Source organism: Planctomicrobium mucosum (genome assembly GCF_051466335.1).
Classification (GTDB): domain Bacteria; phylum Planctomycetota; class Planctomycetia; order Planctomycetales; family Planctomycetaceae; genus Planctomicrobium.
The window spans coordinates 2,381,633-2,406,797 of the sequence record NZ_CP195793.1; the positions used below are offsets into that span (position 1 = coordinate 2,381,633).

A 25,165-nucleotide genomic window follows, 5' to 3' on the forward strand; every position below is an offset into this window, starting at 1 on the left:
CGCAACGAAGGATTTTTACACGTTGCCGCGGTATCATAAGGACGGAAGAAATTCTCCACCATTCCAATCTCCCTGAGGATCGCAGGTTTCCAATGGTTGCAGTCAACGTCATTCTGACGGTCAAAAACGAAGAGGATATCCAGAAAGTCGGAGAACTCTTGCGTGAGTGCGGGCGGAAATCCCGTACGGAACCTGGGTGCCGGATGTATGAGGTCTGTCACTCCCAAAACGATCGCCGGGTTTACCTGCTGATTGAGCGTTGGGAGTCACAGGAAGCGCTCGATGTGCATCGGACCGCAGAAGGCTATCTGACGATTTACAAGCCGCAGGTGTTGCCGCTGGTTGATCGGGTTCCGCATATTGCGGACGTGCTGGAGTAAGAATCGAGTCGCTGGGAGTTCTCAGCCTGAAAGTGGATGGCGGAAGTCATCGCGAGATCGACTTTCGCCATTTCTGCCACCGACCACAGGCATCTTTGAGTCGGGGACTACTTTCTGCTGCGCTCAAACGCTTTTTCGCGATCCCCGCCTGTCTGTTCAAAATGAAACGTCAAGAGGCGTTCCATAGCAGGGGTCAATTCCTGATTGCGACGCGACATGGCGATGCGGGCTGTCTGGAACGCTGAAGCGACACCGTCAGGGCGAGTTTCAATCTCCCCGTGCCAGACCCGCGTAAACGGCGGGATATGCTTGGGGAGCAGCTCCCCACGCGGAAGAATAAGTGACATCGCTCCAATACTCGATCCGGTATTGAACAGGCTTCCGATAGCAGTCTTCGTGTGATCCCCAATAAAGCAGCCGACTTTGGTAGAGCCCGTTTTTGTGCTGACTCCCCCGAGTGGAACGCTGACGTCTGAATAATCGCTCTTGAGGTCACTGTTTGATGTCAGGGCTCCGAGATTTACCCAGAGACCGATATAGCTGTGTCCGAGAAAGCCATCGTGATACTTGTTTGAGTAACCTTGAATGATGGTTTCTTCGATCTCGCCACCAATTCTGCACACCGGGCCGAAACTGCACCCTTCTCGAACGTTCGCCCGGAAGAGTTGAGTCCCCTGGCCGATGTACGCTGGGCCTTCGATTCGGGTAAATGCCTGAATTCTGACGTCTCGCTCGATCCAAACTGGCCCGGCAGAAGCATCGATCACGACAAATGGATCGATCTTCGATGTGGGATCGATCCAGACCTGATCGGCGTTTCCGACAATGGCGACGCGAGTATCAAGGCAGCTTTCCCCTGCTCTGTCCGTTCGCGAATGGAAATCTTTGGTGAGCCAGATCGGGTTCGCGGGAATCAGATCCCACGGGTATCGCAGCACAGTCCCATCGACATCGACTCGTTCCATTTCCCAGGCGGTCTGGACGAGTTCATCGTTGGTCAATTCATGATCTGGAGTAATTGAAAGGTTAGGTGCCGCATGGAAGGCGCCAAGGGTTTCTCCAATCCACGCAGCTTGCCCCGGCAAAAGTGCGGACAAGAATTGACTTGGGATCAGGCAGCGAGCGTTGATAAAGAGGACGGGAAATTCGCGAATCCAGTGATCTGAGTTCAGGATCGCGTCTGGCTGCTTCTCAGCGTAGGTTTCGACAAGCTCCGGCCTAATGAAGGCTCCCCAGACTTCAGGTTTCAATTCCCGGAGGACTCGCTCCCGATTACTGAAGTGCCCGCACAGGAGTTCAAAGACTGGCTGTAAAGATGCGATTGGTGCAAAGTCTTTCGCATATTGATCTTCGAAAAACGCAATGCGTCTCATCTTTGCCCCGCACAGTAGTTCTAATTGGAAAACACTGGACCTCGGGAACTTTAAGTGAATTCACATTATCTGAACAGGTTGACTCTGCCGATCATAAGGATTGTAAAACGGATTGCGGTGCAACATCTTGACAGGGATTGAAAACGGTCTTACTGTCCGAGCCCCCGCGAAGATTGTCGGGTGTCGTGAGCTAGCGAATGGAGTCGCTGATGTCGAATATTCTTCCTTTGTCTCGCACGAGTGAATCACTTGCCCCCGTGCCGCTGATCGATTTGGTAGACCAGTACCAGACGATTAAGACCGAAATTCAGGAAGCGGTCAATCGAGTTTTTGAGAAGCAAGCGTTTGTTCTCGGAGAAGAAGTCGAGAACTTCGAAGCGGATCTCGCCAGTTACGTAGACGCCCGTCACGCAATCGGATGCGCATCCGGTACAGATGCTTTGCTCCTGTCACTCATGGCGCTTGGAATCGGTCCCGGTGATGAAGTGATCACTTCACCCTACAGTTTCTTTGCGACAGCAAGCTGCATCGTCCGCGCTGGTGCTCGTCCGGTGTTCGTCGACATTGATCCGGTGACATACAACCTGAAACCAGAAGCAGTCGAAGCAGCGATTACTCGCCGCACAAAAGCCATCATTCCGGTCCATCTGTACGGTCAATGTGCAGATATGGATCCAATCTGGCGAACAGCTGTTCGAAATCATCTGCCTGTGATCGAGGATGCCGCTCAGGCAATCGGATCCGGGTACAATGGTCGACAGGCTGGCGTTCTGGGAACCATGGGCTGTTTCAGCTTTTTCCCAACCAAGAATCTAGGTGGAGCCGGCGACGGTGGTCTCATTACCACGGATGATCGTGATCTTGCCAACCGCCTGAAGCGATTGCGTGTACACGGCGATTTCGGTGGCTACAACCACATCGAAGTTGGATTGAACAGCCGTTTGGATGCACTGCAGGCAGCAGTTCTGTCTGTGAAATTGCGTCATCTGGATGTCTGGGCACAAGCTCGTCGGGCGAATGCAGCTCGCTACGAGAAAATGCTCACTTCCTCGGGATTGAGCGAACGCATGGATCTCCCTTGCGAGATGCCATCGAACCATCACATTTACAACCAGTACGTCGTTCGCGTGAAAGACGGCCTGCGGGATGAAGTGATTGCCGGGCTGAAGAAACGCGGTATTGGATGTGCGATCTACTATCCACGTCCTTTGCATCTCCAAGAATGTTTCTCGAACCTGCAGTACCGCGAAGGACAGCTTCCGGAATCGGAACTGGCTGCTCGAGAAACCATCGCTCTCCCGATCTTCGCCGAGTTGCGAGCTGATCGTCAGGATCGCGTGCTCGAAGCACTGGAAAGCGTTTACGCAGAGATCGACGGTCGTCAAGTCCTCCCAATGCGACGAGCAGCTTGATTTCAGACTGCCTTCTGGACTCCCCGGAGTTCCACAATCAGAATTTCACAAAGCCACGTATTTCGGTACGTGGCTTTGTTTTTTGAGAGCATCCGGCGGAACGCGATCGGTAGCTGGTCTGTATGCGATTGAAGGTTTCATGCGAATTCCCGTTACGATCGGCACAATCGATTGCCGATACAAAGCGTGGCTTCCCTTCAAAATCTCTTGTTCAGGGTGAGCTCAAGCGAGTTGTCCGGGGGGATTGAACATGTCGCAATTACGATTGTTTTTCTGCTTGGCCGCGTGCGTGGTCTCGGTCCAAACTGTGAAAGCGGATTGGCCTTTTTTCACAAACGGGTCGACCAAGCGAGGAACGCCGGAATACTACGCTGAACGCGCCAGTGATCCTCCAGGGGCTCGGCAGCTTTATCGCCATGGAAAACTCTGGCCACCGGTCCCCCGCCCTGTCGGTCCGAACCAGCTTTTCGTCCACCGATATCACACCGCTCACTACTGGCCGCACCCCTACATCTGCGACGATCGTGAAGCAGTGAATGCGATTGCATACACTCAGGTTCAGAACGGGTGGCTCAAAGAAACCACTTTGTACTCGTACCATTTTGATCCGGTGTCCAACGAACTCAACAGTTCGGGAGTCAATCATCTTCGCTGGATCATGATGAATGTCCCCGTTGAATACCGATCTATTGCAGTGGCGAATGACTATCGGGCGGAAGTGACTGCTGCTCGTGCTTCGAATGTCGAACGTGAACTTGTCCAACTGATGGGGGCGAATTCAGGGATTCAGGTCGCCACTCGTTACGCGGAACCGGTTGGACGACCAGCCAAAGAAGTTCAGGCAATTTTCGAAGCCGCTACAGCGAATGCGCCTCCACCGATCCTTTCCACACTGGGGGAACCAGAATAGCCGGTTGGTTGAGTTGAGTGTGTCCGTCTCCACTCTGTTGAAGTAACGCGTTAGGCGAGGTGACTCGCTAGAACATCCGGTGATGCAGGGACGCGTCGCCGGTTTTTCTTTGGATCAGAGACTGATTGCCAGGCATGTCACAAGGGCATTCCACTTCCGATTCGGAACAACAAATTCCTGCTTCACAGCTTGAAGGGGTCACAACAGTTCCCGATGCCATCGAGCTTTCCGATGACATCTACGAACAGATTATTCAGCAAGTTCGAGAAATCTCTGACAGCATTCATTCAGGCAATTCTCGTGCGACTGAGACAGAGGCCCCCGCAGTTCTCGAAGAGGCCGTCGATCTCTGTCCTGCTGCCCCGCTTACTCTTGAGGCGGCCGGAATCAGCCTAGTTCAGCTTTCAGATCTCGTCCTGAAACTGATGTATCTGCAAGGAACCCAGTCTGCACTCGAGCTTTGCCGGCAGGTGCGACTCCCATTCAGCGTACTGCTGGAAGCACTCAACTTTCTCAAAAGAGACTATTCCATCGAGGCCACTTCAGGAGAGATGGATGTTGTCCCCGGGCGGCGATTTCAGTTGACTGAAAACGGGCGTAATCGTGCGCGCGAGGCGTTCGAAGTGTGCCGTTACGTCGGGCCTGCTCCTGTTTCTCTGGAACATTATGTCAGGCAGTGTCGCCTGCAGGCGATCAAGTACGCCCAGCTTGCACCCGAGGGACTGGAAAGGGCGATCGATGATCTCATTCTGGATCAGGAATTGATTCAGCGACTCGGTCCAGCAGTCGCCAGCGGTCATTCCATTTTTTTCTATGGCCCTTCCGGAAACGGGAAAACGGTCATTGCAAAGGCTCTGGGACGCTGGCTGAACTGTTTTGCCGGCGCAATCTATGTTCCTTACGCTGTGACGGTTGAGAACCAGATGATCGCGGTCTTTGATCCCAGCGTGCATCGGACGGTTCCCGGTCAGAAATCTGAGCCACTGGATGATTGGGTGCTCTCCGAGAAAGCCCAGAAAGCAGACTTGCGTTGGCAGCAGGTGAGTCGTCCGTTCATTGTTACTGGCGGGGAATTGACGCTGGAAGCATTGGAACTTCGCTTCAACTCGGCGAGCGGATACTACACAGCCCCACTGCAGATGAAGTCAAACGGAGGAGTCTTTCTGCTAGATGATTTCGGGCGCCAACTGATTCCAGCTGCCCAGTTGCGGAATCGGTGGATTCAACCTCTCGAGGAGCGGATGGATTCACTGTCATTGGCGTCCGGAAAGAAGATTCGGATCCCGTTCGAGCAACTCGTCGTTTTCTCCACCAACCTGAAACTGGAGGGTTTGGTGGACTCAGCGTTTCTGCGCAGAGTGCGTCATAAGTTTGAGATCTCGTATCCATCTGAATCGAGATTTCGTGAAATCTTCAAGCAAGCCTGCGAGAAATCGCGAATTCACTACGACGATTGGATCGTGTCGCGACTCTTTTCGACTTACTTTGGGCCGGAAAGTTTACCTAAAGCGAGCGATCCTCACGATTTGTTGGATGTTGTCCAGGCAATCTGCCGATTCAGAGGAGAGCCTCCACATCTCAGCGAGAACATCGCGATTCAGGCATTTCAAGAGTGTGTGGGCGGGCCGAACTTGGCGAATTGATTGAAACAGGAGTCTGCACGTGAGGGAAACTTGCCAGCAAATTGTGAAAGTGTTGGCTGGTTGCTTTCTGATCACCACCGTCTCGGGGTGCATCACGATCAGTCCTGGCACTCCTTCATTCTCCCTCAAGTCGCTGGCAAAGCCGCAGGTTCAGAAAGCTTCCTACGAAGAACAGATGGAAACGGCTCCGGGGAACCCAAAAAATCCTGCGAAGTTGAAGATTGCATACGGAAAAATGCTTGAAGAGTCCGGGCAATTGTCCGAGGCTCGGAAGAGTTATTCGGAAGCGGTAGAGATCGCTCCGAAAGAGATCGAGGCACTGATCGGATTGGCTCGACTTGACCATTTAGCCGGCAATTCTGAGCTCGCTGAAATCAACTACAAAAAAGCGGTCAAGCTTTCTCCGCATGCCGCGATGCCTCATTACCATCTCGGCCAATTCTACGCTTCTCAAAATCGCTGGGAAGAATCGTGTGAACAGCTGACCAAGGCGATGCTCGCAGATCCCGACGAAACACAGTCGCGTTACGCATTAGCTGTCGCGCTGGTGCATACCGGCAAAGTCGATGCTGCCCTGCCTCACTTCATTCGCACGATCGGCGATGCCGAGGCCCATTACAACGTCGGACGCATCCTGTACGAGGATGGAAAAGCGGAACAGGCTGAACGACATTTTGCTTTGGCCGCTACGAAGAAGCCGGACCTCGTCGCTGCCCAAAGTTGGCTGGCTCATATCCATGAGCAACGTCAACTTCCTTCCGCGGACACTCCAACTCCGATTGGGACGTCAGAAGTCCTCCCTGCAGGTCACTCGACGGCCCCTGAGCATTCTACAGCAATCCCGGATCTGTCAGGCTATTCATTCTCTGCACAGCAAATTGAGCAAACGGCGAATCAGAAGCCTTTGTAATCGCGAGGATCCTCACGAGTGCCAACCAAAAGTTCGGCACCGGTTGGAATTGTCACCCGAGTGGACGAGTCTCCATCATGTCCGGCTGACGGCACTCGTTGAGTTCGCCTTCCCCTACTCTACTGCTTTGCCATTCATTGTTCCCGATTGCGCGGTCGGGGAACATCGCTGTCGACTGAGATGAATGGAGCGAATGGCTTGAAGAAGCAGAATGAGTGCCCAGCACGTCGCTTCGGTTCTGAGGGCAGCTTGCAACCCCCGCAGAATGATAAAAAAGTTGAATTTGATGGATTGTGTCCGCTGAGCACCACGTAAATCCGGTTTGATTGCCCCGACCCGTCCCAGTTTGGCCGGAATGTAGTGCTCAACCTGTTTACGTGAGGGATCAGGTTGAATCCGGTCCTGACACCTGACTCGAATTCACTCGATGGATCCGAAGCGGATGGTCGACCAATGAAGTGGAGGCAACAAATTCACTTTCGAACAGCGATGTCGGATGATTCGCATTGGTTGGTAGCGCTCAAATCAGTGTCGCAACTCTGGCTCATTTTCAAGGGCATTTACAATTCCCTTCCCTCGACACCAATCCGTGACGGGAGGGCAGACGTTCTGGTTCAAGCAACGGCAGGCTCCCTGCGTCGATTTTGCGAATCAGCGAATTTCGACGTGGCGACCTCTGTTTGACGCTCTTTCTGGAATACAAGTCGTTTCAGGGTCTTGGGTTAAGAAACCAGCTACATTTTTCCGCTTTCCGAATTTGCCGGCGACGTAAAATTCTGGCGAAGCAGAAACCAGACAAAGCGATGCAGTCAGGGAATATGCAGTCTTCGGCATCGTAGCGATCGCTACATAGCTGTTTAGGAGGGCGTGATCATGGCCAGAAAAGATGCTCTGTTGCGTTTGCACGAGCGGCTCCTCATTCAAAGGGAAGAACTTGCCCGAAAGATTTTTTCACCGGAATCTGAGTTCGGTGATGATGTCGGAGGGGATTCCGGTGATTTAGCGTTCCATGACACCGAAAAAGAGTTACAGTCTCAACTGGTGTCGTTAGAGAGTCGCGAACTGGCTCGCATTGATCGAGCGATTGATGCGATTCGAAATGGAACCTATGGTTTGTGCGAGCACTGCGAGACCCGCATCCCGGTCGCCCGATTGCAGGCGTTACCCCACACTTCTTGTTGTGTGGAATGCCAGCGCAAATATGAAAATCGACGCTCCTATGGTGTTGATAAACAAAACTGGGAATCTGCCTGGGAGTTCCAGGCGAATCAGTCAGACCGCGATCTGACGATGCGAGACCTTCAAATCGAGATGGAATAAACAGGATTATCCAGATGCCCATCTTCTCCTCGGTACGCTTCGGGGTCATTTTGTGCATCTGCCTAGGATGGATACTCTGCTGCTCGAGCGGGGTATCCATGGCTCAGCCACCTTCCGATGCGGGGTTGAAGCAACCCAGCCGTCAGGACTTCTCTGAAGTTCTCCTTCAGGCCGGCCGCCATCTGGCGAGCATTACAGCCAAGACAATGCCCTCTGTTGTGAACATTGAATCTGTTCATAGCACCAGATCCGGAGATACAGAGGAGACCGGTTCCGGAGTGATCATGAGGAGCCCTGTGGCAACAGGCGTGTTTGTGATCACTAACCGGCACGTTGTGGCGGACTCTGCTCTGGGCAAAATTTCGATTTGGCTCAACGACGGTCGTGTTCTGCATCCGACCGAAAAGCTGGAAGACCCAGCGAGTGACCTTGCTGTTCTTCGCATTGAGGATGTCGGCGTTCAGCCTGCACAGTTTGGTGACAGCGACAATCTTGATATCGGAAACTTCGTTCTGGCAATGGGGAGTCCATTTGGACTGACGGAATCAGTCACATTGGGCATCATCAGCGCCAAAGGACGACGGTCGTTGGAACTTCCCGGTCGGAAGGTGATCAATCAGGATTTTCTGCAAACCGACGCTGCCATCAATCCCGGGAATAGCGGCGGCCCGCTGATCGACCTCGATGGTCGGGTCATCGGCATCAACACCGCTATTGCATCTCAAGGGGGAGGAAACGAGGGAATCGGTTTCAGTATTCCCAGTAACCTCGTGCAATTTGTCGTGAATCAACTTCTAGAGTCGGGCCGAGTACGACGCGGATATTTGGGCGTTCAGCTGGATGAGCACTTCGATTTTGAAGCTGCCAAGCGGTATGGATTGGATCGTCGACGGGGCGCGCGCGTCACTCAAGTCATTGATCGGACCCCTGCTTCGATTGCTGGGCTCAGAGCAGATGATATCGTGATCAACTTTGACGGGTTTGATGTGCTCGACCAGCAGGACCTGATCAATAAAGTGAGCATCACCCCCGTCAACAAGCAGGTGCGGCTGATCATTCTTCGTAACGGCGAACAACAGGTGTTGAACGTTGTGCTGACGGAGAAAGAAGAGAGCTCAATGAGCTCAACCACTCCGGCACCTGTTCCCGCTCCACAAGTTCCCCGCGGTTTGGAATTCTCTGTGATGCCATTGACTGAACCGCTCTCCATTCAAGCGGGATTCCAGGCTGGACAGCGCGGGGTGCTCGTGAAATCGGTGAGCTTTAACGGTGACGACGAGAACTCGTTGTGCCTCTACGATGTTGTTGAACAAGTCTCTCGCGTGCCGGTGCGGACCCTCGCCGAGTTCGATAGAGAAATGTCTCGTTATCAAGAGGGTGAAGAAGTTCTCCTCCAAGTAAAGCGACAATCCGGGGGTGTGTTGGAGACCCATCTTGTCGTTTACAGATGCGGTCCTCGAGATGAATCCGTCAGCGTTGAGCAAGAGACTTTCTGACGATCTGAAGGGTCGACGGTAGACCACGCGAACTCAGTTCAGCGAGCTGTTCACTCTTCGTCTACTAAGCAACGGAGTCAGCTGGAAGCAAAAAAGAAGAACGCGAAACGGACACTTTTTCCATTTCGCGTTCGATCTGGTTGTTCGCACCACTCACACTCAAAGAATGCGGATCAGCATTTCCCCAGCTCTTTGTTGATCAGATCGACCATCTGACGAAGACGTCCTACTTCGCGGCGATTGAATGACAACGCCAGTCTGGGCAACTCTCGCAAATGCTCGTCTCCTATTTCGGAAGGGTGAGCCTGCGTCAGCTCGATTTTTCCAGTCGTTACGATGTCTGCGAATTCCTGATTGAGTCGCTCGAGAAACGCCGCGTCCGGTGCAACGTGCAATCGCAGGTACAGCTTGTCCCGGACATACCTCATGCTGTTGTAAACGCAGTAAAACTTCAGGATCTCGTCTGCAGCTTCCTCGACATTGTCAGTCACTTTGTACAGTGAGAGATCCGCTGGGGAGATCAATTTCTGTGCTAATAGATTCTCGACGATGAAGTTGTGGAAGTTCTTCCAGTAGTTCCCCCCGGGAGGATCGATGCAGACGATCGGCATCAGATCTCGTTTTCCGGTTTGTACGAGGGTCAGCGTTTCAAATAGTTCATCCTGGCTTCCAAATCCGCCGGGGAACATGGCAATCGCGTGCACTTCTTTCACGAACATCAGTTTGCGTGTGAAGAAGTATTTCAGGTTGACGAGCTTTTCATCTTTGTTGATGACGTAGTTCGCTTCTTGCTCGAAGGGCAGAATAATATTCAGGCCCATGGACATCTTGCGGCCAGCACCCACGTGAGCCGCTTCCATGATCCCCCCCCCTGCTCCGGTGACGACGAGCCAGCCTTCCTGCGCGCAGATCCGGCCAAACTCTACCGCCGATTGGTACGCTGGATTCTCTGGGCTTGTGCGAGCGGAACCGAAGACGGTGACTTTGCGCTGGCGTCGGTAAGGTGTGAAGACCTTGAACGCGTAACGGAGTTCGCGGAGTGCGCGACTGACAATTTTCAGGTCACCGATGGATGCGTTGTCGCGTCCGAACTTGTCCGCTGTTTCTTTAATCTCCTCGAGCAGTCTAGCGGCTCCGCTTGGAATGACATCGTGCTCTGTTGGCAGAGGACTGTCTTCCGAAACGAGAGGAGAGGCCTTACGAATCTTTTTGTAATCACTCATGTGGTTGAACGCTCCCTCGGGATCACATCAGGAAAATCCTGTAACGGTTTTCCCTACCTTATCTGGCAGATAGTAAAGTGTTTCTTGAGGCCTCGATCGACAGAGACCGGGATGGCTCCAATTCTGTGTTGCATGAAGCCGATTGAGTGGATTCTTTGCGGTCGCTGCAGACCTGTCTACCCGAGAATCTCCCTGCGGTCACCGATCCGCCGGATTTTCATCTCATTGCGTTCTTCGAACGGGAGAACATGAAGAAATGTTCTCTACGAAGAAAAGAGTGAGTAATCCCGTTGGTCCGCTGCAATTACAAGTCAAATGTTCAACAACGGTGAGACCGCAGTCCAGATGATGCTGCACGCTGATGTCAAATTCAGTTGACTGCGAGTTGGATCAGGCGCCGATTGCTTCGATCGCTTCTGCTCTCGTGTCGTAGATCGCCCAGAGCGTATCGAGTGCAGTCGTGTGCAGCAGTTCGCGGGTGAGTCTTTGTACTCCGCACAGCACCATCACTCCTCCTCGAAGGCGGACTAGCTTGTGACAGCGGACGAGGAGCGACATAAACACAGATCCGAAGTAGGAGACTTCGGTTAAGTCAAAAACGACGATCGGAGCCTTTTGTTCGCGGACCGGCTCCAGAACAATTTCGGCAGCCTGCTCCACAATCTGCCAGCTGAGGCTTTCGACCCCACCCTTAGCGACGACAATAAGAGCGTCGCCTTGCCACTGCAGAGTTATCGCGTTGGAATCCATGCTCACACCTTCATCGAAGTGACAAATTACGGTGCCTGAATCTCTGCGTTCTACAAAACTCACTTCATGAATTCGGCTGGATAGACTCTCACTGCGCCTGGCAGTGTTAGTACTTCGCTCCCCCGGGAGTTAAATCACGAGTGGTCACGGTGTTTGCCGTCAGCCAGTTCGTGAGTGCCGTGAGCTTGTCCGACGGAATTGGGGCGAGTTTTTCACCGGGCGTCGCAGCTTCCATGAACTGCTGCACCACTGGAAAAACGACGTCCCACGCCGTGTTCACGACGGAAGCATGTGTGGACAAACCCGGTCGTTCGACCTGAAACAGCAGTCCCCACTTCTTATCTTTGGCTAATTTAGAGGTCGCTGGCCTGAATGCCAGATAAACTCTTTGAAATGAGTCTTTTAACTCTGGAGAAGCTGGCGACTTGTTGAATTCAGTACCCAATTCGTGCAGGAACTTCACGATCTCCGATGTCACCAACGGAATGTTCACAGAGCCGTTGTAAGGGAGTTGGGTGATGCTTTGACAAGCCGCTGCGCGGTTAAACCATCGTTCGTTCTGATTGACGATGACGTTCATCAACGCTTCGATGACAATCGGCTGGGTTGATGAGTTATCGATTCGATCGACAACGCCGAGCGCTTCGATCAATCGCAAACGGAACCACGAAGTTCCTTCATCTGTCGCTGGTGGTGTCTCGCTGAGTGCGGTCGTCAGAGCGACGGCGATATCGGACTTTTCGTTGGAGCTAGGGGCATTCTCCCCGTCGCGGCAAATTCGATCGAGACCACGGGCAGCCAGGATGCGACAGCCCAGGAACTCATTCTTGTTGAGAATGACCGTCATGAACACTTTGTGGGCGCCGTTGAACGGAACAGCGGGTGTCTCCACGCCGTTGGCGACTTGCCTTGGTTTCACTGACAGCTGGACGAGAATCGCGATCATGTTATAGCGAACAAGATCTTCCGGGTGGGTGAGAATGTCAGGCGCCAAAGCGACAACCTCATCCATCAGAATCTGACGCATTGCCGGAGACAGACTGGCCGACTGCTGCTGTAGGTCAGCGAGTAACTTGTCTGAAACATTTCGCGGAATGGCTGCTTTGTCTTCGTAAGTCAGCTGGGACAAATAAGACTGAACTACTCGTTTCCCCTGTCTGGCTTGGTCAGAGCTGGGATTTGTGAGTCGAAAGGTCGTTTTGTCTTTGAGATAGTCGGTGCTTAAGTACTTCTTCACCTGATCGGCTGGAAGAACCCAAGCGGGCGCATCCCATGTTGCTGTCGACTGAGCTTGGCAAGTACGAGATGACCCGGGAACTGCCGAGAAACCGACAAGCGATGCAACCACTGCCACAATCAATCTATTTTGCCGCGAAAACAAATTGGATCCCCCAGGTTTTACTCGAACGAGATGTTCAAACGTGCATCGTTCGCACGTAACCATCGCTTGAATCAGGTGACAGTAGTCCTATTTGACCAATTGATCGTAACCAATGACTGGAAACAATCGAAGTGATGAAGCGAGTTCAAAATCAGGAATGATGAACGAGCTCCGATTTATTTTGCTGTTCACCCTTCGACGACGCAACTCTCAATCACAAACGAAATTAACATCGGCGGAAATCGGGTGTCAAGGAGTCCGAATGTGAAGACCATGTAAAAGGTGTTCCCTGCGTTTTCCGGTCGCTAGCCGAAATCGAGTTTGTTGATCAGCCGCCGACTTGGTTGCTTGGAGCGGTCTGCAATTCTATCCGCACGAAAATGGGGCTGAACTTTTCATCTCTGATTACGGGAAACTCACGGTTTCCCGTCTTATCGGGGACTGTGGAGGACATCGCGTGTTATTGCTGGCATGTTTCAGCAGAAAGAGGTCGATTCTGCTGAGAACAGTAAGTGTTGAATTCGAGATTCTTGACTACTTATCCGCCCGACTGATTGCCGGTTCCGGTCGAATTGTTATCCTGCTCCGTTCCGGCTCTTGTGCTGCCGATACATCCGTTCAGGTGTCTTTTGGGGACCCTGCTGGTCGGATGATTCAGATGTTCCTGTCTCTGGAACTCAGTTCATGTCGATTATCGTTCAAAAGTTTGGCGGAACCAGCGTGGCAACCGCCGAGAAGATCCGAGCTGCCGCTGGCCGTGCTGTCGCCATGAAGCGCGCAGGTCATCAGGTAGTCATGGTGGTTTCGGCCCGTGGTCACAAAACCGATGAACTTGTGACGCTCGCTGAGGAAATTTCCGCGAAACCATCGTCGCGAGAAATGGACATGCTTCTTTCGACAGGTGAGCAGGAATCTGTCGCATTGGTCGCAATGGCGATTCAGTCACTCGGGGAAAAATCTGTCAGTCTGACTGGCGGACAGAGTGGAATCGTGACGGACTCCACCTACTCGAAAGCCCGCATTCGATCCATCTCGACGGAGCGGATTCGTCGCCACCTGGATGCAGGCGAGATCGTTGTTGCCTGCGGATTTCAGGGAATTGACGATCATGGCAACATCACCACTCTTGGACGTGGTGGGAGCGATACGACTGCAACTGCTTTGGCAGCGGCGTTGCGAGCAGCTGAATGTGAAATTTACACCGACGTCGAAGGTGTCTTCACGACTGATCCAAGAGCGATCAAAGAAGCTCGCAAAGTCCACGAAGTCTCTTACGACGAGATGCTGGAACTCGCGAGTCTGGGGGCAGGAGTGATGCACTCTCGCTCGATCGAGTTTGCGAAGAAGTTTCGGGTTCCGCTTCGCGTTCGTCCTTCTTTCAATGAAAATGCTGGAACATTGATTTCCAGTAAAAGCGAGCCGGGCGTCGTCATGGGGCTGGCGCTGGCGAAAAATGAGGCTCGGGTCACTCTCAGCGATTTGCCAGATCAGCCCGGGGTGATGAAGACCATTTTCGCCAATATGGCTGCCCGCAAAATTCCGATCGATATGGTGGTGCAGAACGTTTCCAACAGCGGCCGGGCAGATGTCTCGTTCACCGTGCCAGAGGGTGATCTCGCTGACACGCTCACAGCGGCTGAGGAATCCGTAAAAGCCCTCGGAGCGGGATTTGTCGGGAGCGGAACGAATGTCTCCAAGGTCTCTGTCGTCGGAAGCGGGATGCAGAGTCATTCCGGTGTTGCCGCTCAGATGTTCCAGTCGCTTTCTTCGCTTGGTGTGAATCTCGAGATGATTACAACAAGCGAGATCAAGATCTCTGTGCTTGTTGACCGGGATCGCTGCTCCGATGCACTTCAGGCTGTTCACGAGGGATTCCGGCTTCACGACGCAACGACACCTGCTCCGTCGATCGGTGGAGCGTTGGAGCCTCGGGCACGAAACGGAGTGAGCGAGGATCCTGCGTTGATCGAAGCTGTCGTCAGCAAGCTGGCGAGCATGGAAGATATCGTTGTGAGCGAAATCCTGCTGGATGATTCGCAGGCTCTCGTCGCGGTTCGCAATATTCCGGACACCCCGGGAATTTGCTCGCAGCTCTTCAGCGTCGTCGCAAATGGAGACGTGATGGTCGACATGATCGTCCAGAACGTCAGCCGTAGCGGACATTCTGAAGTGTCGTTCACTGTGCAGCAGTCGGATCTGGAGAAATGCAAGTCGCTGTTGAGCGATTTCCTTCCCACATGGCCGTCAGCTACCGTTGAGTACAAGTCGAAGATCGCCAAGTTGAGTGTCGCGGGAATCGGACTTAGAACTCATACTGGAGTTGGCGAGAAGATGTTCGCAGCGTTGGCGGATGCACAGGTCAATGTGCAGTTGGTCAATACCAGTGAGATCCGTATGAGTGCGATCGTCGCTGCCGAACAGGGAGCGGCCGCTTACAACGCCCTTCGCAACATCTTCGGTCTTGCTTAACGGTTTTGCTTCCCGATTGAGCCTGTAGCCCGCTGGTGTCTCCACGTCAGCGGGCTTTTTGCATCCCGTCAGCTGGCAAGTCTATTGGCGAATGATCATCCATCGCCTATGAGATCTGCCCAATGCAGAGGAAAGTCTCTTCTGCGGGGTAGCTTGATTGGGGAATTCATGTGATAATCGTTCAAACATGTTTTCCCTGCACAGCGAGACCTGCCCACGATGTCGACCGAAACGAAAACAGAAATTGGCAGCTACTTCATCTCGAATTATCCGCCTTACAGTCAATGGAATCGTGAGGACATCCCTCACTTCTTTGAAGCACTCCAGAATCCCCCCAAGCGGCAGGTTCCACTGGGGATGTATCTCCACATCCCGTTCTGCCGTAAGCGTTGCAAATTCTGCTACTTCCGTGTTTACACACAGCAGAACGCCGAGACGATCAAAAACTATGTTGATACTCTCGACAAGGAAGTTCAGCTCCTGAAGGACCAACCGTCTATTCAGGGACGCGAGCTGGAATTCGTGTATTTTGGTGGAGGAACTCCCTCGTACCTGAGCGCGAAACAACTGCGCATGTTGCGAGATCGCCTGAGCGATTCGGTCTCGTGGGATAATGCGAAGGAAGTGACATTCGAATGCGAGCCGGGAACGCTGAGTCTCGAGAAAGTCCAAACCCTGAAAGACATCGGAATCACCCGGGTGTCGTTGGGTGTTGAGAATTTCAACGACAAGATTCTGGAAGAGAACGGGCGGGCTCATCTCTCCCCGGAAATCGATCGTGCTTACGGGTGGCTCAAAGAAGTCGGCTTTCCGCAGATCAACATCGACCTGATTGCAGGGATGGTCGGCGAGACTGATGACAACTGGCATGCCTGCGTTGAAAGGGCCATCAGCATGGACCCTGACAACGTCACCATCTACCAGATGGAACTCCCCTGGAATACGGTGTATTCCAAAGAAATGCTGACAGCAGGAGTTGAATCCCCCGTCGCAGACTGGCCGACGAAACGACGATGGGCCAGCGAAGCCATCGATCGCTTCAAAGCTGCCGGCTATGGACTATCGAGCGGCAATGAGTTAGTGAAGAACCGTGAAACGGATCAATTCGTCTACCGCGATAATCTTTTCCGCGGGAGCGATCTGCTTGCTGTGGGGGTCTCATCCTTCGGACATCTGCAGGGAGTTCATTACCAGAATCAGGATGAACTCGAGAAGTACATCTCGACCGTCCAATCTGGCGAACTGCCTGTAAAACGCGCCCTCGTCCCGAGCCATCATCAGCGTTTCATTCGCGAGTGGGTCCTTCAGATGAAGGAAGGGGAACTCTCCGCGCAGCCGTTCCGCGACAAATTTGGTCTCGATCCACTTGTTGAGTTCGCTGCCCCGCTGGCCAATCAGGCTCGGGCCGGATATCTCAATATCAATGGCGATCACGTAGTCCTCACCCGGAAGGGATTGCTGCAGGCAGATAGTCTGCTCACGGAGTACTTTGAAGAAAAGTTCCGCGAAGTCCGCTACACTTGAGCAAAATTCACGAGGGGAGCTGCGGAGTAACCTCTCTCCCCTCCTTTTCTTGATCTCCGGAGTTGTTCAGGTTCGTGAGACATGGCGTCATCTTTGGTTGTTGAATCACATTCTCTTGCAGAAACTCGTCAATTCGGCGGGCGCCTCGCGCAGGAGTTGAGCGCTGGAGATGTCGTTTCGTTGATTGGCAATCTGGGGGCGGGCAAAACGCATCTCGTGCAAGCAATCGCAGCGGGATTGGGCGTTGATCCGGAAGATGTCAGCAGCCCGACGTTCGTGTTGATTCAAGAGTACGCAGGGCGAATCCCCATCTGTCATATCGATGCTTATCGTCTTGAAGATATCGATGAATTCCTTGAACTCGGGGCCGATGAACTTCTCGGAGGCGAAGCTGTTTGCCTGATCGAATGGGCAGATCTGGTTGAAGAAGTGCTTCCAAGAGATCGCCTCACGATTCGATTGGAAACAACAGGTGAAAATTCAAGACGAATCTCTCTCTCGAGTTCTGGAAAGAGAAGCGAACAACTGTTGTCGAAACTCCACGAGGGAAATTGAGGGGTCTCAGCAACACCGTGGCTCGATCACTCGAGAGTGAGGCCAACTGTATTTCTGAAAATTTGTTCATTTCCACTATGAAAGCATTCCGAATCGAGTGAACTCTTTCGGCCGGGCATTCGTCGGACAGATTCAATCGCTGGCATCTTAATGAGAACCATCAGTTCGTTTCCCCTCCGCTTGAACTCCGGCTGTGAAGTCACGAAACTGGCTGACGGATTGATTTACGGGCGCGATCCAGGTTGATTCGGAGTCTCCGTTCAGCGTGGAATCGATTGTCTTCGGGGGTGTCTTTCGCCCCTTCTCTTTCAGCGAGCCATTGACGTCATGAACGATACTCTCGATTGGGACTTGTACAGCGGGCTTGAAGAACTGGTCCTGATCGATCCGCATTCACACATCAATCCACATGCGGCAGCCTCAAAAAATCTCGCAGATTTGTTGGGGTATCACTACTACACTGAGCTTGCTCACTCAGCTGGTCTGCCGAAACATCTGATCGAAGATCCATCTATCGGACCGAAGGAGAAAGTCGGTCGGCTTGTCGAGAAACTCGCCGATCTCAACAACACCATTCAGGTCAGTTGGCTGATCGAAATGTGTCAGGAGTTTTTCGACTTCCACGAGAAGCAGATTACTCCCGACAACTGGGAAGCGTTATACGACAACGCTGAATTGAAATTGTCTCAGCCGGACTGGGAAGAGTCTGTCCTGCGAGAAAGCGGGCTGGAGAAGGTCTTCCTGACGAACGACTTCGATGATCCTCTTATGGGGTTCGACACATCGCGATACGTCCCGTGTCTGCGGACGGATGACCTCGTCTTCCACTTCACCAAGCCAGAGGTGCGGGAGCGACTTGCGAAGGCTTCAGGGGTCGATTTCACCGACTTGGTGTCACTTCGGTCTGCTATTGGTCAGCGTTTCGATCACTTTACGCGAAACAACGCAAAAGCGTGCGCGATTTCCCTGCCCCCAACGTTTTCTCCAGAACAGGTAGACGCGGGCGTGGCCGCCGGAATCGTCGCCCGGGTTCTCAAAGGGGATGAACTGTGCGGGGACGACCAAAAGACTCTCGGCCAATGGGTCTTCTGGACACTGACAGAGTTTTGTGCAGAACACGGACTCCCTTTCGATTTGATGATCGGTGTCAATCGCCGGGTCTATGCAGAGGGTGTGTTTCAAGGTCAGGACCTCTTCGATACTCGAGTGTCGCTGATACAGTACAAATCAGTCTTCAACGCGTTTCCGCAAGTCACGTTTCCCATTTCTGTGCTCACTCACATGAGCAATCAGGAGTTGGTGAGCTACTCATGGATTTTTCCAAACGTGGTCACAAACGGGCATTGGTGGTATTCCAATATTCCAGCATATATTGAAACTGATACACGAGCCCGGCTTGAAGCAGTTCCGCGAAGCAAGCAGATTGGTTATTACAGCGATATGTACAAGCTCGAATTCGGTCTGCCAAAGTTCCGGATGTACAAGAGAACCCTGGCGCGCGTGCTCGCGGAGGAATACGTTCGCCGTCGGCAATGGTCGGAGGTTCAGGCGATTGACCTTGGACATCAAATTTTACGTGGCAATGTCGAACGGATTTTTAAAGTCTAAGCTTCAGGCGCTTTCGTTTTGTGTCAGTTTGCAGTCATCACTGGTGGCGACCCAGATGACAAATCATTGTTTCGTCAGCAGCGTTTCCGAATGAGAGTCGGTATCAGATGAATAGCAGCAGATTGGTGATATTGCTGGAAGGCGAAGCCAAGGTACTGGACCTGTCGGAAACCGATGTCATTATCGGGCGCCTTCCCGAGTGTGAAGTGCAGCTTCCCTCGAATCTGGTCTCCAGAAAACACGCGAGAGTTTTCAAAGATGGAGAACGCTACTGCATCGAAGATCTCGGGAGCGGAAACGGCACGTTTGTAAACGGCCAGAAAATTCAGGAAGTCCGCCCACTCAAACCAAACGACCGAATGAAATTCGGGCCGATTCTGATTCGCTTCGAGTCGGATGAGCCGGCTGGATCCGCTTCGGATTCGATTCAGCAATTGCTGAGAGAGCCTGTAGCCAGGAACAACGTTGAGATCAGCGAAGATCAGGGTTCCGTCACCGCGACAATTCTGGGGTCGCTGGATAATCAAGGACGATCGAATCTTCTTGATGTGCGCCCACAGGAAAAGCTTCGCGCTGTCCTCGAGATCAGTCGTGCTCTCGCTGGAACTCATGAAGTCGAAAAGCTCCTTCCGCGCATTCTCGATTCGTTGTTTCAGATCTTCCCGGCGGCCGATCGTGGCGTGATTCTGCTGAAGGATTCCCGTTCCGGTGAGATGGTCAGTCGTGCGATGAAACATCGACGCGAGTCCGAAGATGCTTCCGTCAAGCTGAGCCGTACGATTCTGAACTCTGTGCTTGAACAGAAGAAGGCCATCCTTTCGGCCGACGCGATTACCGATTCTCGGTTCGACGCCAGCGAATCGATTTCGTCACTCACCATCCGGTCGATGATGTGTGTTCCCATGCTCGACCTGCAGGGTGAGCCGCTGGGGATTATCAATATTGATACCCAGAACCCACTCGCACAGTTTAAGAGCGAAGACCTCGACATCATGTTGACCGTCGCTGGTCAAGCTGCCCTCACTTATGAGTCTGCTAAGCTGCTTCAGTCCTATATTCAGAAGCAGAAGCAGGACAACGAAATGAACATTGCCCGAAATGTTCAACACGCGCTGTTGCCCGAGCACCTGCCCAACATCGATGGGTACGAGTTCTTTGCCTCTTACGACTCAGCACAGGCTGTCGGTGGTGATTACTACGACATCATCGCGACCAAAGATGGGCGAATCTGGCTGGCGTTCGGAGACGTCGCTGGAAAAGGGGTTCCTGCCTCGCTTGTGATGTCTCGCATGTCGAGCGTCGTGAGAAGCGTCAGTGAGTTCGTGACAGACGCTGCGGAAGCGGTCTCGCGAATCAATGACCATATGTGCTCCAAAGCGGTGGAGGGGAGATTCGTCACCTTCGTACTGTTGATTTTGGACATTCAGGCACACAAGCTGTGGTTAGTGAACGCTGGGCACATGTCACCCATGATTCGCAAATCGGATGGTTCGATCGAGGAGTTCCCGGAAGAGGCAGTTGGCGTGCCCATCGGTGTCCTTGAAGGGTTCCCGTTTGAAGCGGTCGAGCGAGATCTTTCCCCAGGCGAAACCATCGTGATCTATACCGACGGCGTCAGCGAAGCGATGAATTCGAAAAACGATCTGTATACGATCGAGCGATTGCGGGAGTTTGTCGCCAAAGGTGCAGCAAACCCGGCTCAATTGGGAGTCGGCATCCGCGAAGACGTCCGAAAGCACGCGAACGGGCACGAGCAGAATGATGACATCACCCTGATGGTGGTGGGACGAACCAGCATCGCCACGAATCGCTGAATTCACTTTCACTTGAACGTGAAACACACCGAATAGAAAATGAGCCACGCAATCTGGAGATACGTGGCTCATTTTTTAGTTCAGTCTGAATTCGTGTTGCCGCTGCTCGTTCTCAAATCACCATAACAGGGATGGGATCAGGCGGCGGAAAGGTATCGAAGACGGTCAGGCTGGATTTACCTGCCTCGCCCCTTCCCTTTTGGTCCACGCGAAGGCCCTGAAGGACGCTTTGAGGGTGAACCGGGACGACTGCTGTTGCGAGGACCACCTTCGGGGCGACGTTGTTCTGAAGACCTTGGAGGACGTCCTCCTGAGGATCGCTCATCACCGCCCGAACTTCGGTTTCCGTCGCGAGTTGGGCGACTTGGTGCAGAGCGTGATGGAGTTCTTGGCGCCGCGCCCCCAGTGTGGCCGGTTGGGCGTGGGGATCTTGGACGATCTATACCAGCGTCGTCGTCATAAGCGCGTGTCAGCGGTTCCGCTTTCTGATTGCGTTCCAGAACAGCGTGGAGCTCAGCCAACTCGTCCCGCTCCAATTCCCGGAACTCCCCTTTCGGAAGTTTACCGAGTCGCAACGGGCCGTATCCAATGCGTTCGAGTTTCATGATCTTATGACCAACTCGTGCGAACAGTCGGCGAATTTCACGGTTTTGACCTTCGGTCATCGTGATTTCGACCCAGACACTGTCGTTCTGCTTCTTAATCGGCTTCACGTTGTGAACGCGGAACTTTCCTTCAGTAAAGAAGAGACCTTTACGGAGTGTTTCGTATGTTTCGAAGCTCGGGCTACCTGCTACCTGCGCCTTGTACAGGCGGAAAATCCGGTGGCGTGGATGAGCCAGTTTCTGAGCGAGGTCCCCATCGTTGGTGACGATGAGGAGACCTGTGGTGTTTTCGTCCAGTCGTCCTACTGTGAACAGTCGCGGACCCTGCTCCGGGAAAAGATCCAGTACGACTCGGCGGCCAGCGGGATCATTCGATGTGCAGATAAAGCCAGAGGGCTTATTGAGCATGAAGTATTTTTTACGCTCGACCTTCAGGCGTTCTCCGTCCAACGAGATGACGTCGCGGCTTGGATCAACGGTTGTGCCGAGTTGATCAGCAGTTTTTCCGTTGACCTGAACTCGTCCTGTTGTGATCAGTTCTTCGCAGTTTCTGCGAGAGCCGAGGCCTGTTTGAGCCAAAAACCTCTGGAGCCGAATCGGCTTGGCCTGAATGGGAGCAGCGTGAGAATTTTCAGAAGACGACATTTGATTGAACCTGCGCGGCGGTTCCCATCTCGGGATTCGCGTTAAGTGAATGCCTCATCTCTCGTGGAGAGGCGAATCGACCATTGTAGCAATCGATCTATCAAACGACCAGAGTACGAATTTTGCGTGGATTGATGGACTGAAGTTGATGAGTTCCAGCTTTGCTCATCACAAGAAATTCTCGTGTTCCACTGCATAATCATTGAGGCAAAGTCGTTGTTGCACATCGTGCTGTCACAACTTACCAAGCGCACCGTTCAACGAACTGGATTTTGCAGGACCCCGATCCCATCGATCGTCGCGATAAGCTGATCGCCTCGTTTCAGGAATTTTCCTTTGGCCTTGCCCACTCCAGAGGGCGTCCCCGTTGAAATGATATCTCCCGGAGAGAGCGTGACGAATTCACTGACGAACTCGATGATGGCAGCGACCGGAAAAACCATCTCTGCAGTAGATGCATCCTGTTCCGTTGTGTCGTTTAAATGCAGTTTGAGGTGAAAATTCTGCGGGTCGATTGTTTCTTCGGCAGCAAGAAAACATGGTCCCCAAGGGCAAAACGTGTCGTGCCATTTGCCATGCTGCCAGTCGAAGAAAGTGTCACGCGGGCGTTTAGTTCTGCCGGGATTCGGCAAGTGGCCGCGGTCAGTGATGTCGTTCACGACGGTGTAGCCTGCCACGTACGACATTGCCTCTTCTTCGCTCACCTTGCTGCAGGTCTTTCCGATGACCACTCCCAATTCGACTTCCCAGTCGATCTGATGCGGTGACGACTCTGGGATCACGATGGGATCAAAAGGATGAGTGAAGGTGTTGTCCGGCTTCAGGAACAGATACGGGACGGTTCTCGCACGTTCCTCGACCTGTCCCCCCTGCTCTGCCACATGCTGCGGGTAGTTCCCCGCGAGGCAGAGAAATTTCCCCGGTCGTGCGAGTGGCGTCAGTAACTTCACCGACGAAATCGCTCTCGCGGATTGCTGGACGAGTTCCGGAGTGATGCTTCCAAAGAGAGCGGTTGCACGCGGATGCTGATTGCCACCGGGAAGCAGGTCCAAGAGCGTGTTGATTGGGCTGTGTTGTTCCCCGCGCGGTTGTTCCCCACGCTGAGATGCCACTTCGCTAAAATCGATCACCTGCTCATCGTTCAGGTAGAAACCGAAGGTCTCGGTTCCGGAGACTTCATAGCGGCAGACTCGCATGACGTGATCTTTCTCGTCGCATCTCGATTTCGAAATCGGTGATAAGTCATCCGAATCAGGACTTGTCGACTAATCGCTGGAATTTGTCTTTTGAATGCCAAGGTACTTTTCAAGAGCACGCAGCAATGGGTCAATGGCCCGTGTTTGAATTTCCTGATGAGGGACCCACCGGAACCATTTTGCATCCAGATGCTCAGTCACCTGAATCTCGTATTCCTTGTCTACGCGGGCAAGGAAGATCACCAGCGTCTTCAGGGCCGTTTCCGACTTCTTACCGCCATAACGTACAGCAGGTACTTCGTACTGTTGCGAATAGTGAAACGCTGTCTCGACGGTCACAAGATCGGGAGAGATTCCCGTCTCTTCATGCATCTCACGCAGGGCGCATTCCAGGTCAGTTTCTCCTGGATCAACATGACCCTTAGGAAGATCCCAGCGATCCGCATGTTTCATGAGAAGGAATGACTGAATGGGATCGCCACAAACGATCAGAACGCCACAGGAACGAGGAACTTGGGCCAATGGGGGAACTTTCTCAATACCAGAATCGAACAAGGCGCCGTTCGTCAGTCGCTACGAAGGGAACCAATTCAATGGAACACTTTCAGTCGGTCGTGTTAACTGTCTGCAACTTCATTGTAGCAAGACCAAAAATAATCCATCCGAAGATGAACAGCATTCCTCCAAACGGGGTGATCGCTCCGAGTACACGAACGCCGCTGATGACGAGGAGATACAGGCTTCCAGAGAAGAGGAGGATGCCCCCGACGAAACAGCGACCCGCCCAGTTGAGTGACGGACTTGCCCCTGTATGTAATCCCAGTAATCCAACTGCGATCAGCCCCAGTGCGTGATACATCTGGTACTCAGCCGCAGTTTTGAAATCGTTCAGATACTTCAGCGATGCCGGCATTTCTTCGCCGCCGACAACTCTGGTTTGGCCTTTGTAGTTGGTCATCAGAGTCTGATCGAGCCCATGTGCTCCAAAGGCACCCAGCACGACTGACAGTGCTGCCATGACAATGCCGATCTTGATCCAGAACAGGGCATGATTTTTTTGCATGTGGACTTGTCAGAAAAAGGACATTTCGAATGGAATTCATCCGCGATGCGATGGCCCGAGTCACTCTTTAGGCCATCAAATCACAGAAGAACCAGGAATCGGCGATGAGTCACTCACTGCCTGACTGAAATTTACAGTTCGATCTTCGTACCGAGTATTTTCAGAAACTCTGCGAGCCATTCAGGGTGACCCGGCCACGCAGGACTCGTTACAAGGTTACCATCAACGACCGCCTTCGTCACAGGAACCTCCACGTAGTTGCCCCCAGCAAGCGTCACTTCCGGACCAACTGCCGGATAAGCGGTACAGGTTCTTCCCTTCAGCACGCCAGCTACCGAGAGAATCTGCAAGCCGTGACAGACCGCGGCAATCGGCTTGTTTGTCTGGTCAAAATGTTTGACGATCTCGATCAGTCGTGCATTCAGACGAATGAACTCGGGAGCCCGCCCGCCAGGAATCAACAGGGCGTCATAGTTCGTTGGTTCAATCTCATCGAACGTCGCATTCAATGCAAACTGATGGCCTGGCTTTTCGGTGTACGTGTCGATGCCATTGGTGAAGTCGTGAATTGCTGTCTGAATCCGCTCTCCCGCTTTTCGCCCAGGGCTCACGACATCGACAGAATGGCCGACCATCAGCAATGCCTGAAATGGGACCATCAATTCATAATCTTCAACAAAGTCCCCTGCGAGGCAGAGAATTTTTTGGGCAGCCATTACGTACTCCTGTCACCTTGCAAACCAGATTCCCGTGTGAGGAATCGCGAGTTTCCCTGTTTCCTCAGAACGATATCAAATCGGCGAACCAATCCGTATTTGCAAATCGCGATTTCCCGTGAATGACGACGTCCATCACCAGACCAGAGCCCCTCGATTCCCGGCCTTTCCA

The 25,165-nt window shown here is 52.9% G+C and carries 21 protein-coding genes; 12 read left to right on the forward strand and 9 right to left on the reverse strand.

What is annotated here, in order from left to right; translation table 11 throughout:
- Nucleotides 1-92 precede the first annotated feature (92 nt).
- Complete coding sequence (locus SH668x_RS09645; protein ID WP_437188482.1) at nt 93-380, forward strand: putative quinol monooxygenase; 288 nt, start codon at nt 93-95, stop codon at nt 378-380.
- A 107-nt stretch (nt 381-487) separates the two neighbouring features.
- Here the strand turns inward: SH668x_RS09645 and SH668x_RS09650 are convergent, their stop codons facing one another.
- A complete protein-coding gene (locus tag SH668x_RS09650; RefSeq protein ID WP_437188483.1) occupies nt 488-1,753 on the reverse strand; it encodes a putative sugar nucleotidyl transferase in 1,266 nt (421 codons plus the stop codon).
- 209 nt (nt 1,754-1,962) lie between these two features.
- Between SH668x_RS09650 and SH668x_RS09655 the strand changes: the two genes are divergently transcribed.
- The 6 genes from SH668x_RS09655 (at nt 1,963) to SH668x_RS09680 (ending at nt 9,444) form a co-directional block, all read left to right on the forward strand.
- On the forward strand, nt 1,963-3,165 hold the full coding sequence (locus SH668x_RS09655; protein ID WP_437188484.1) for a DegT/DnrJ/EryC1/StrS family aminotransferase: 1,203 nt from the start codon (nt 1,963-1,965) through the stop codon (nt 3,163-3,165).
- 250 nt (nt 3,166-3,415) lie between these two features.
- A complete protein-coding gene (locus tag SH668x_RS09660; RefSeq protein WP_437188485.1) occupies nt 3,416-4,075 on the forward strand; it encodes a hypothetical protein in 660 nt (219 codons plus the stop codon).
- 134 nt (nt 4,076-4,209) lie between these two features.
- Nucleotides 4,210-5,718: an ATPase gene (locus SH668x_RS09665; protein WP_437188486.1), complete on the forward strand. Its 1,509-nt coding sequence runs from the start codon at nt 4,210-4,212 to the stop codon at nt 5,716-5,718.
- A gap of 19 nt (nt 5,719-5,737) precedes the next feature.
- Nucleotides 5,738-6,628, forward strand: coding sequence for a tetratricopeptide repeat protein (locus tag SH668x_RS09670; protein ID WP_437188487.1), 891 nt, complete (start codon nt 5,738-5,740; stop codon nt 6,626-6,628).
- 873 nt (nt 6,629-7,501) lie between these two features.
- Nucleotides 7,502-7,948 carry a TraR/DksA family transcriptional regulator gene (locus SH668x_RS09675; protein WP_437188488.1) on the forward strand — a complete coding sequence of 149 codons (447 nt, stop codon included), beginning with the start codon at nt 7,502-7,504 and terminating at the stop codon, nt 7,946-7,948.
- A 98-nt stretch (nt 7,949-8,046) separates the two neighbouring features.
- Nucleotides 8,047-9,444 carry a S1C family serine protease gene (locus SH668x_RS09680; RefSeq protein WP_437188489.1) on the forward strand — a complete coding sequence of 466 codons (1,398 nt, stop codon included), beginning with the start codon at nt 8,047-8,049 and terminating at the stop codon, nt 9,442-9,444.
- 173 nt (nt 9,445-9,617) lie between these two features.
- On the opposite strand, the gene SH668x_RS09685 is transcribed toward SH668x_RS09680, so the two are convergent.
- The 3 genes from SH668x_RS09685 to SH668x_RS09695 form a co-directional block, all read right to left on the reverse strand.
- Nucleotides 9,618-10,667, reverse strand: coding sequence for a TIGR00730 family Rossman fold protein (locus SH668x_RS09685; protein WP_437188490.1), 1,050 nt, complete (start codon nt 10,665-10,667; stop codon nt 9,618-9,620).
- Between the two features lie 390 nt (nt 10,668-11,057).
- Nucleotides 11,058-11,417, reverse strand: coding sequence for an STAS domain-containing protein (locus tag SH668x_RS09690; RefSeq protein WP_437188491.1), 360 nt, complete (start codon nt 11,415-11,417; stop codon nt 11,058-11,060).
- A 106-nt stretch (nt 11,418-11,523) separates the two neighbouring features.
- Nucleotides 11,524-12,771: a hypothetical protein gene (locus tag SH668x_RS09695; protein WP_437188492.1), complete on the reverse strand. Its 1,248-nt coding sequence runs from the start codon at nt 12,769-12,771 to the stop codon at nt 11,524-11,526.
- A gap of 711 nt (nt 12,772-13,482) precedes the next feature.
- On the opposite strand from SH668x_RS09695, the gene SH668x_RS09700 reads away from it, so the two are divergent.
- From SH668x_RS09700 to SH668x_RS09720, 5 genes are all read left to right on the forward strand, one after another.
- Entirely contained in the window at nt 13,483-15,267 is a 1,785-nt protein-coding gene (locus SH668x_RS09700) for an aspartate kinase (RefSeq protein WP_437188493.1), read from the forward strand.
- 219 nt (nt 15,268-15,486) lie between these two features.
- Nucleotides 15,487-16,791 carry a coproporphyrinogen-III oxidase family protein gene (locus SH668x_RS09705; protein ID WP_437188494.1) on the forward strand — a complete coding sequence of 435 codons (1,305 nt, stop codon included), beginning with the start codon at nt 15,487-15,489 and terminating at the stop codon, nt 16,789-16,791.
- Nucleotides 16,792-16,872: 81 nt separating this feature from the next.
- Nucleotides 16,873-17,346: a tRNA (adenosine(37)-N6)-threonylcarbamoyltransferase complex ATPase subunit type 1 TsaE gene (gene tsaE, locus SH668x_RS09710; protein WP_437188495.1), complete on the forward strand. Its 474-nt coding sequence runs from the start codon at nt 16,873-16,875 to the stop codon at nt 17,344-17,346.
- A 327-nt stretch (nt 17,347-17,673) separates the two neighbouring features.
- The gene (locus tag SH668x_RS09715) at nt 17,674-18,954 is read left to right on the forward strand and encodes a glucuronate isomerase (protein ID WP_437188496.1); all 1,281 of its coding nucleotides are present in this window, start codon (nt 17,674-17,676) and stop codon (nt 18,952-18,954) included.
- Nucleotides 18,955-19,061: 107 nt separating this feature from the next.
- Nucleotides 19,062-20,768 (forward strand): SpoIIE family protein phosphatase, encoded by a 1,707-nt coding sequence (locus tag SH668x_RS09720; protein WP_437188497.1) that lies wholly within the window; start codon nt 19,062-19,064, stop codon nt 20,766-20,768.
- A 176-nt stretch (nt 20,769-20,944) separates the two neighbouring features.
- On the opposite strand, the gene SH668x_RS09725 is transcribed toward SH668x_RS09720, so the two are convergent.
- From SH668x_RS09725 to SH668x_RS09745, 5 genes are all read right to left on the reverse strand, one after another.
- Nucleotides 20,945-22,018 carry a pseudouridine synthase gene (locus SH668x_RS09725; protein ID WP_437188498.1) on the reverse strand — a complete coding sequence of 358 codons (1,074 nt, stop codon included), beginning with the start codon at nt 22,016-22,018 and terminating at the stop codon, nt 20,945-20,947.
- 257 nt (nt 22,019-22,275) lie between these two features.
- Entirely contained in the window at nt 22,276-23,214 is a 939-nt protein-coding gene (locus SH668x_RS09730) for a fumarylacetoacetate hydrolase family protein (RefSeq protein WP_437184860.1), read from the reverse strand.
- Between the two features lie 69 nt (nt 23,215-23,283).
- Entirely contained in the window at nt 23,284-23,769 is a 486-nt protein-coding gene (locus SH668x_RS09735; protein ID WP_437184861.1) for a bis(5'-nucleosyl)-tetraphosphatase, read from the reverse strand.
- 49 nt (nt 23,770-23,818) lie between these two features.
- A complete protein-coding gene (locus SH668x_RS09740) occupies nt 23,819-24,277 on the reverse strand; it encodes a DUF423 domain-containing protein (RefSeq protein ID WP_437184862.1) in 459 nt (152 codons plus the stop codon).
- 131 nt (nt 24,278-24,408) lie between these two features.
- The gene (locus SH668x_RS09745; RefSeq protein ID WP_437184863.1) at nt 24,409-24,993 is read right to left on the reverse strand and encodes a DJ-1/PfpI family protein; all 585 of its coding nucleotides are present in this window, start codon (nt 24,991-24,993) and stop codon (nt 24,409-24,411) included.
- Nucleotides 24,994-25,165: the final 172 nt, after the last annotated feature.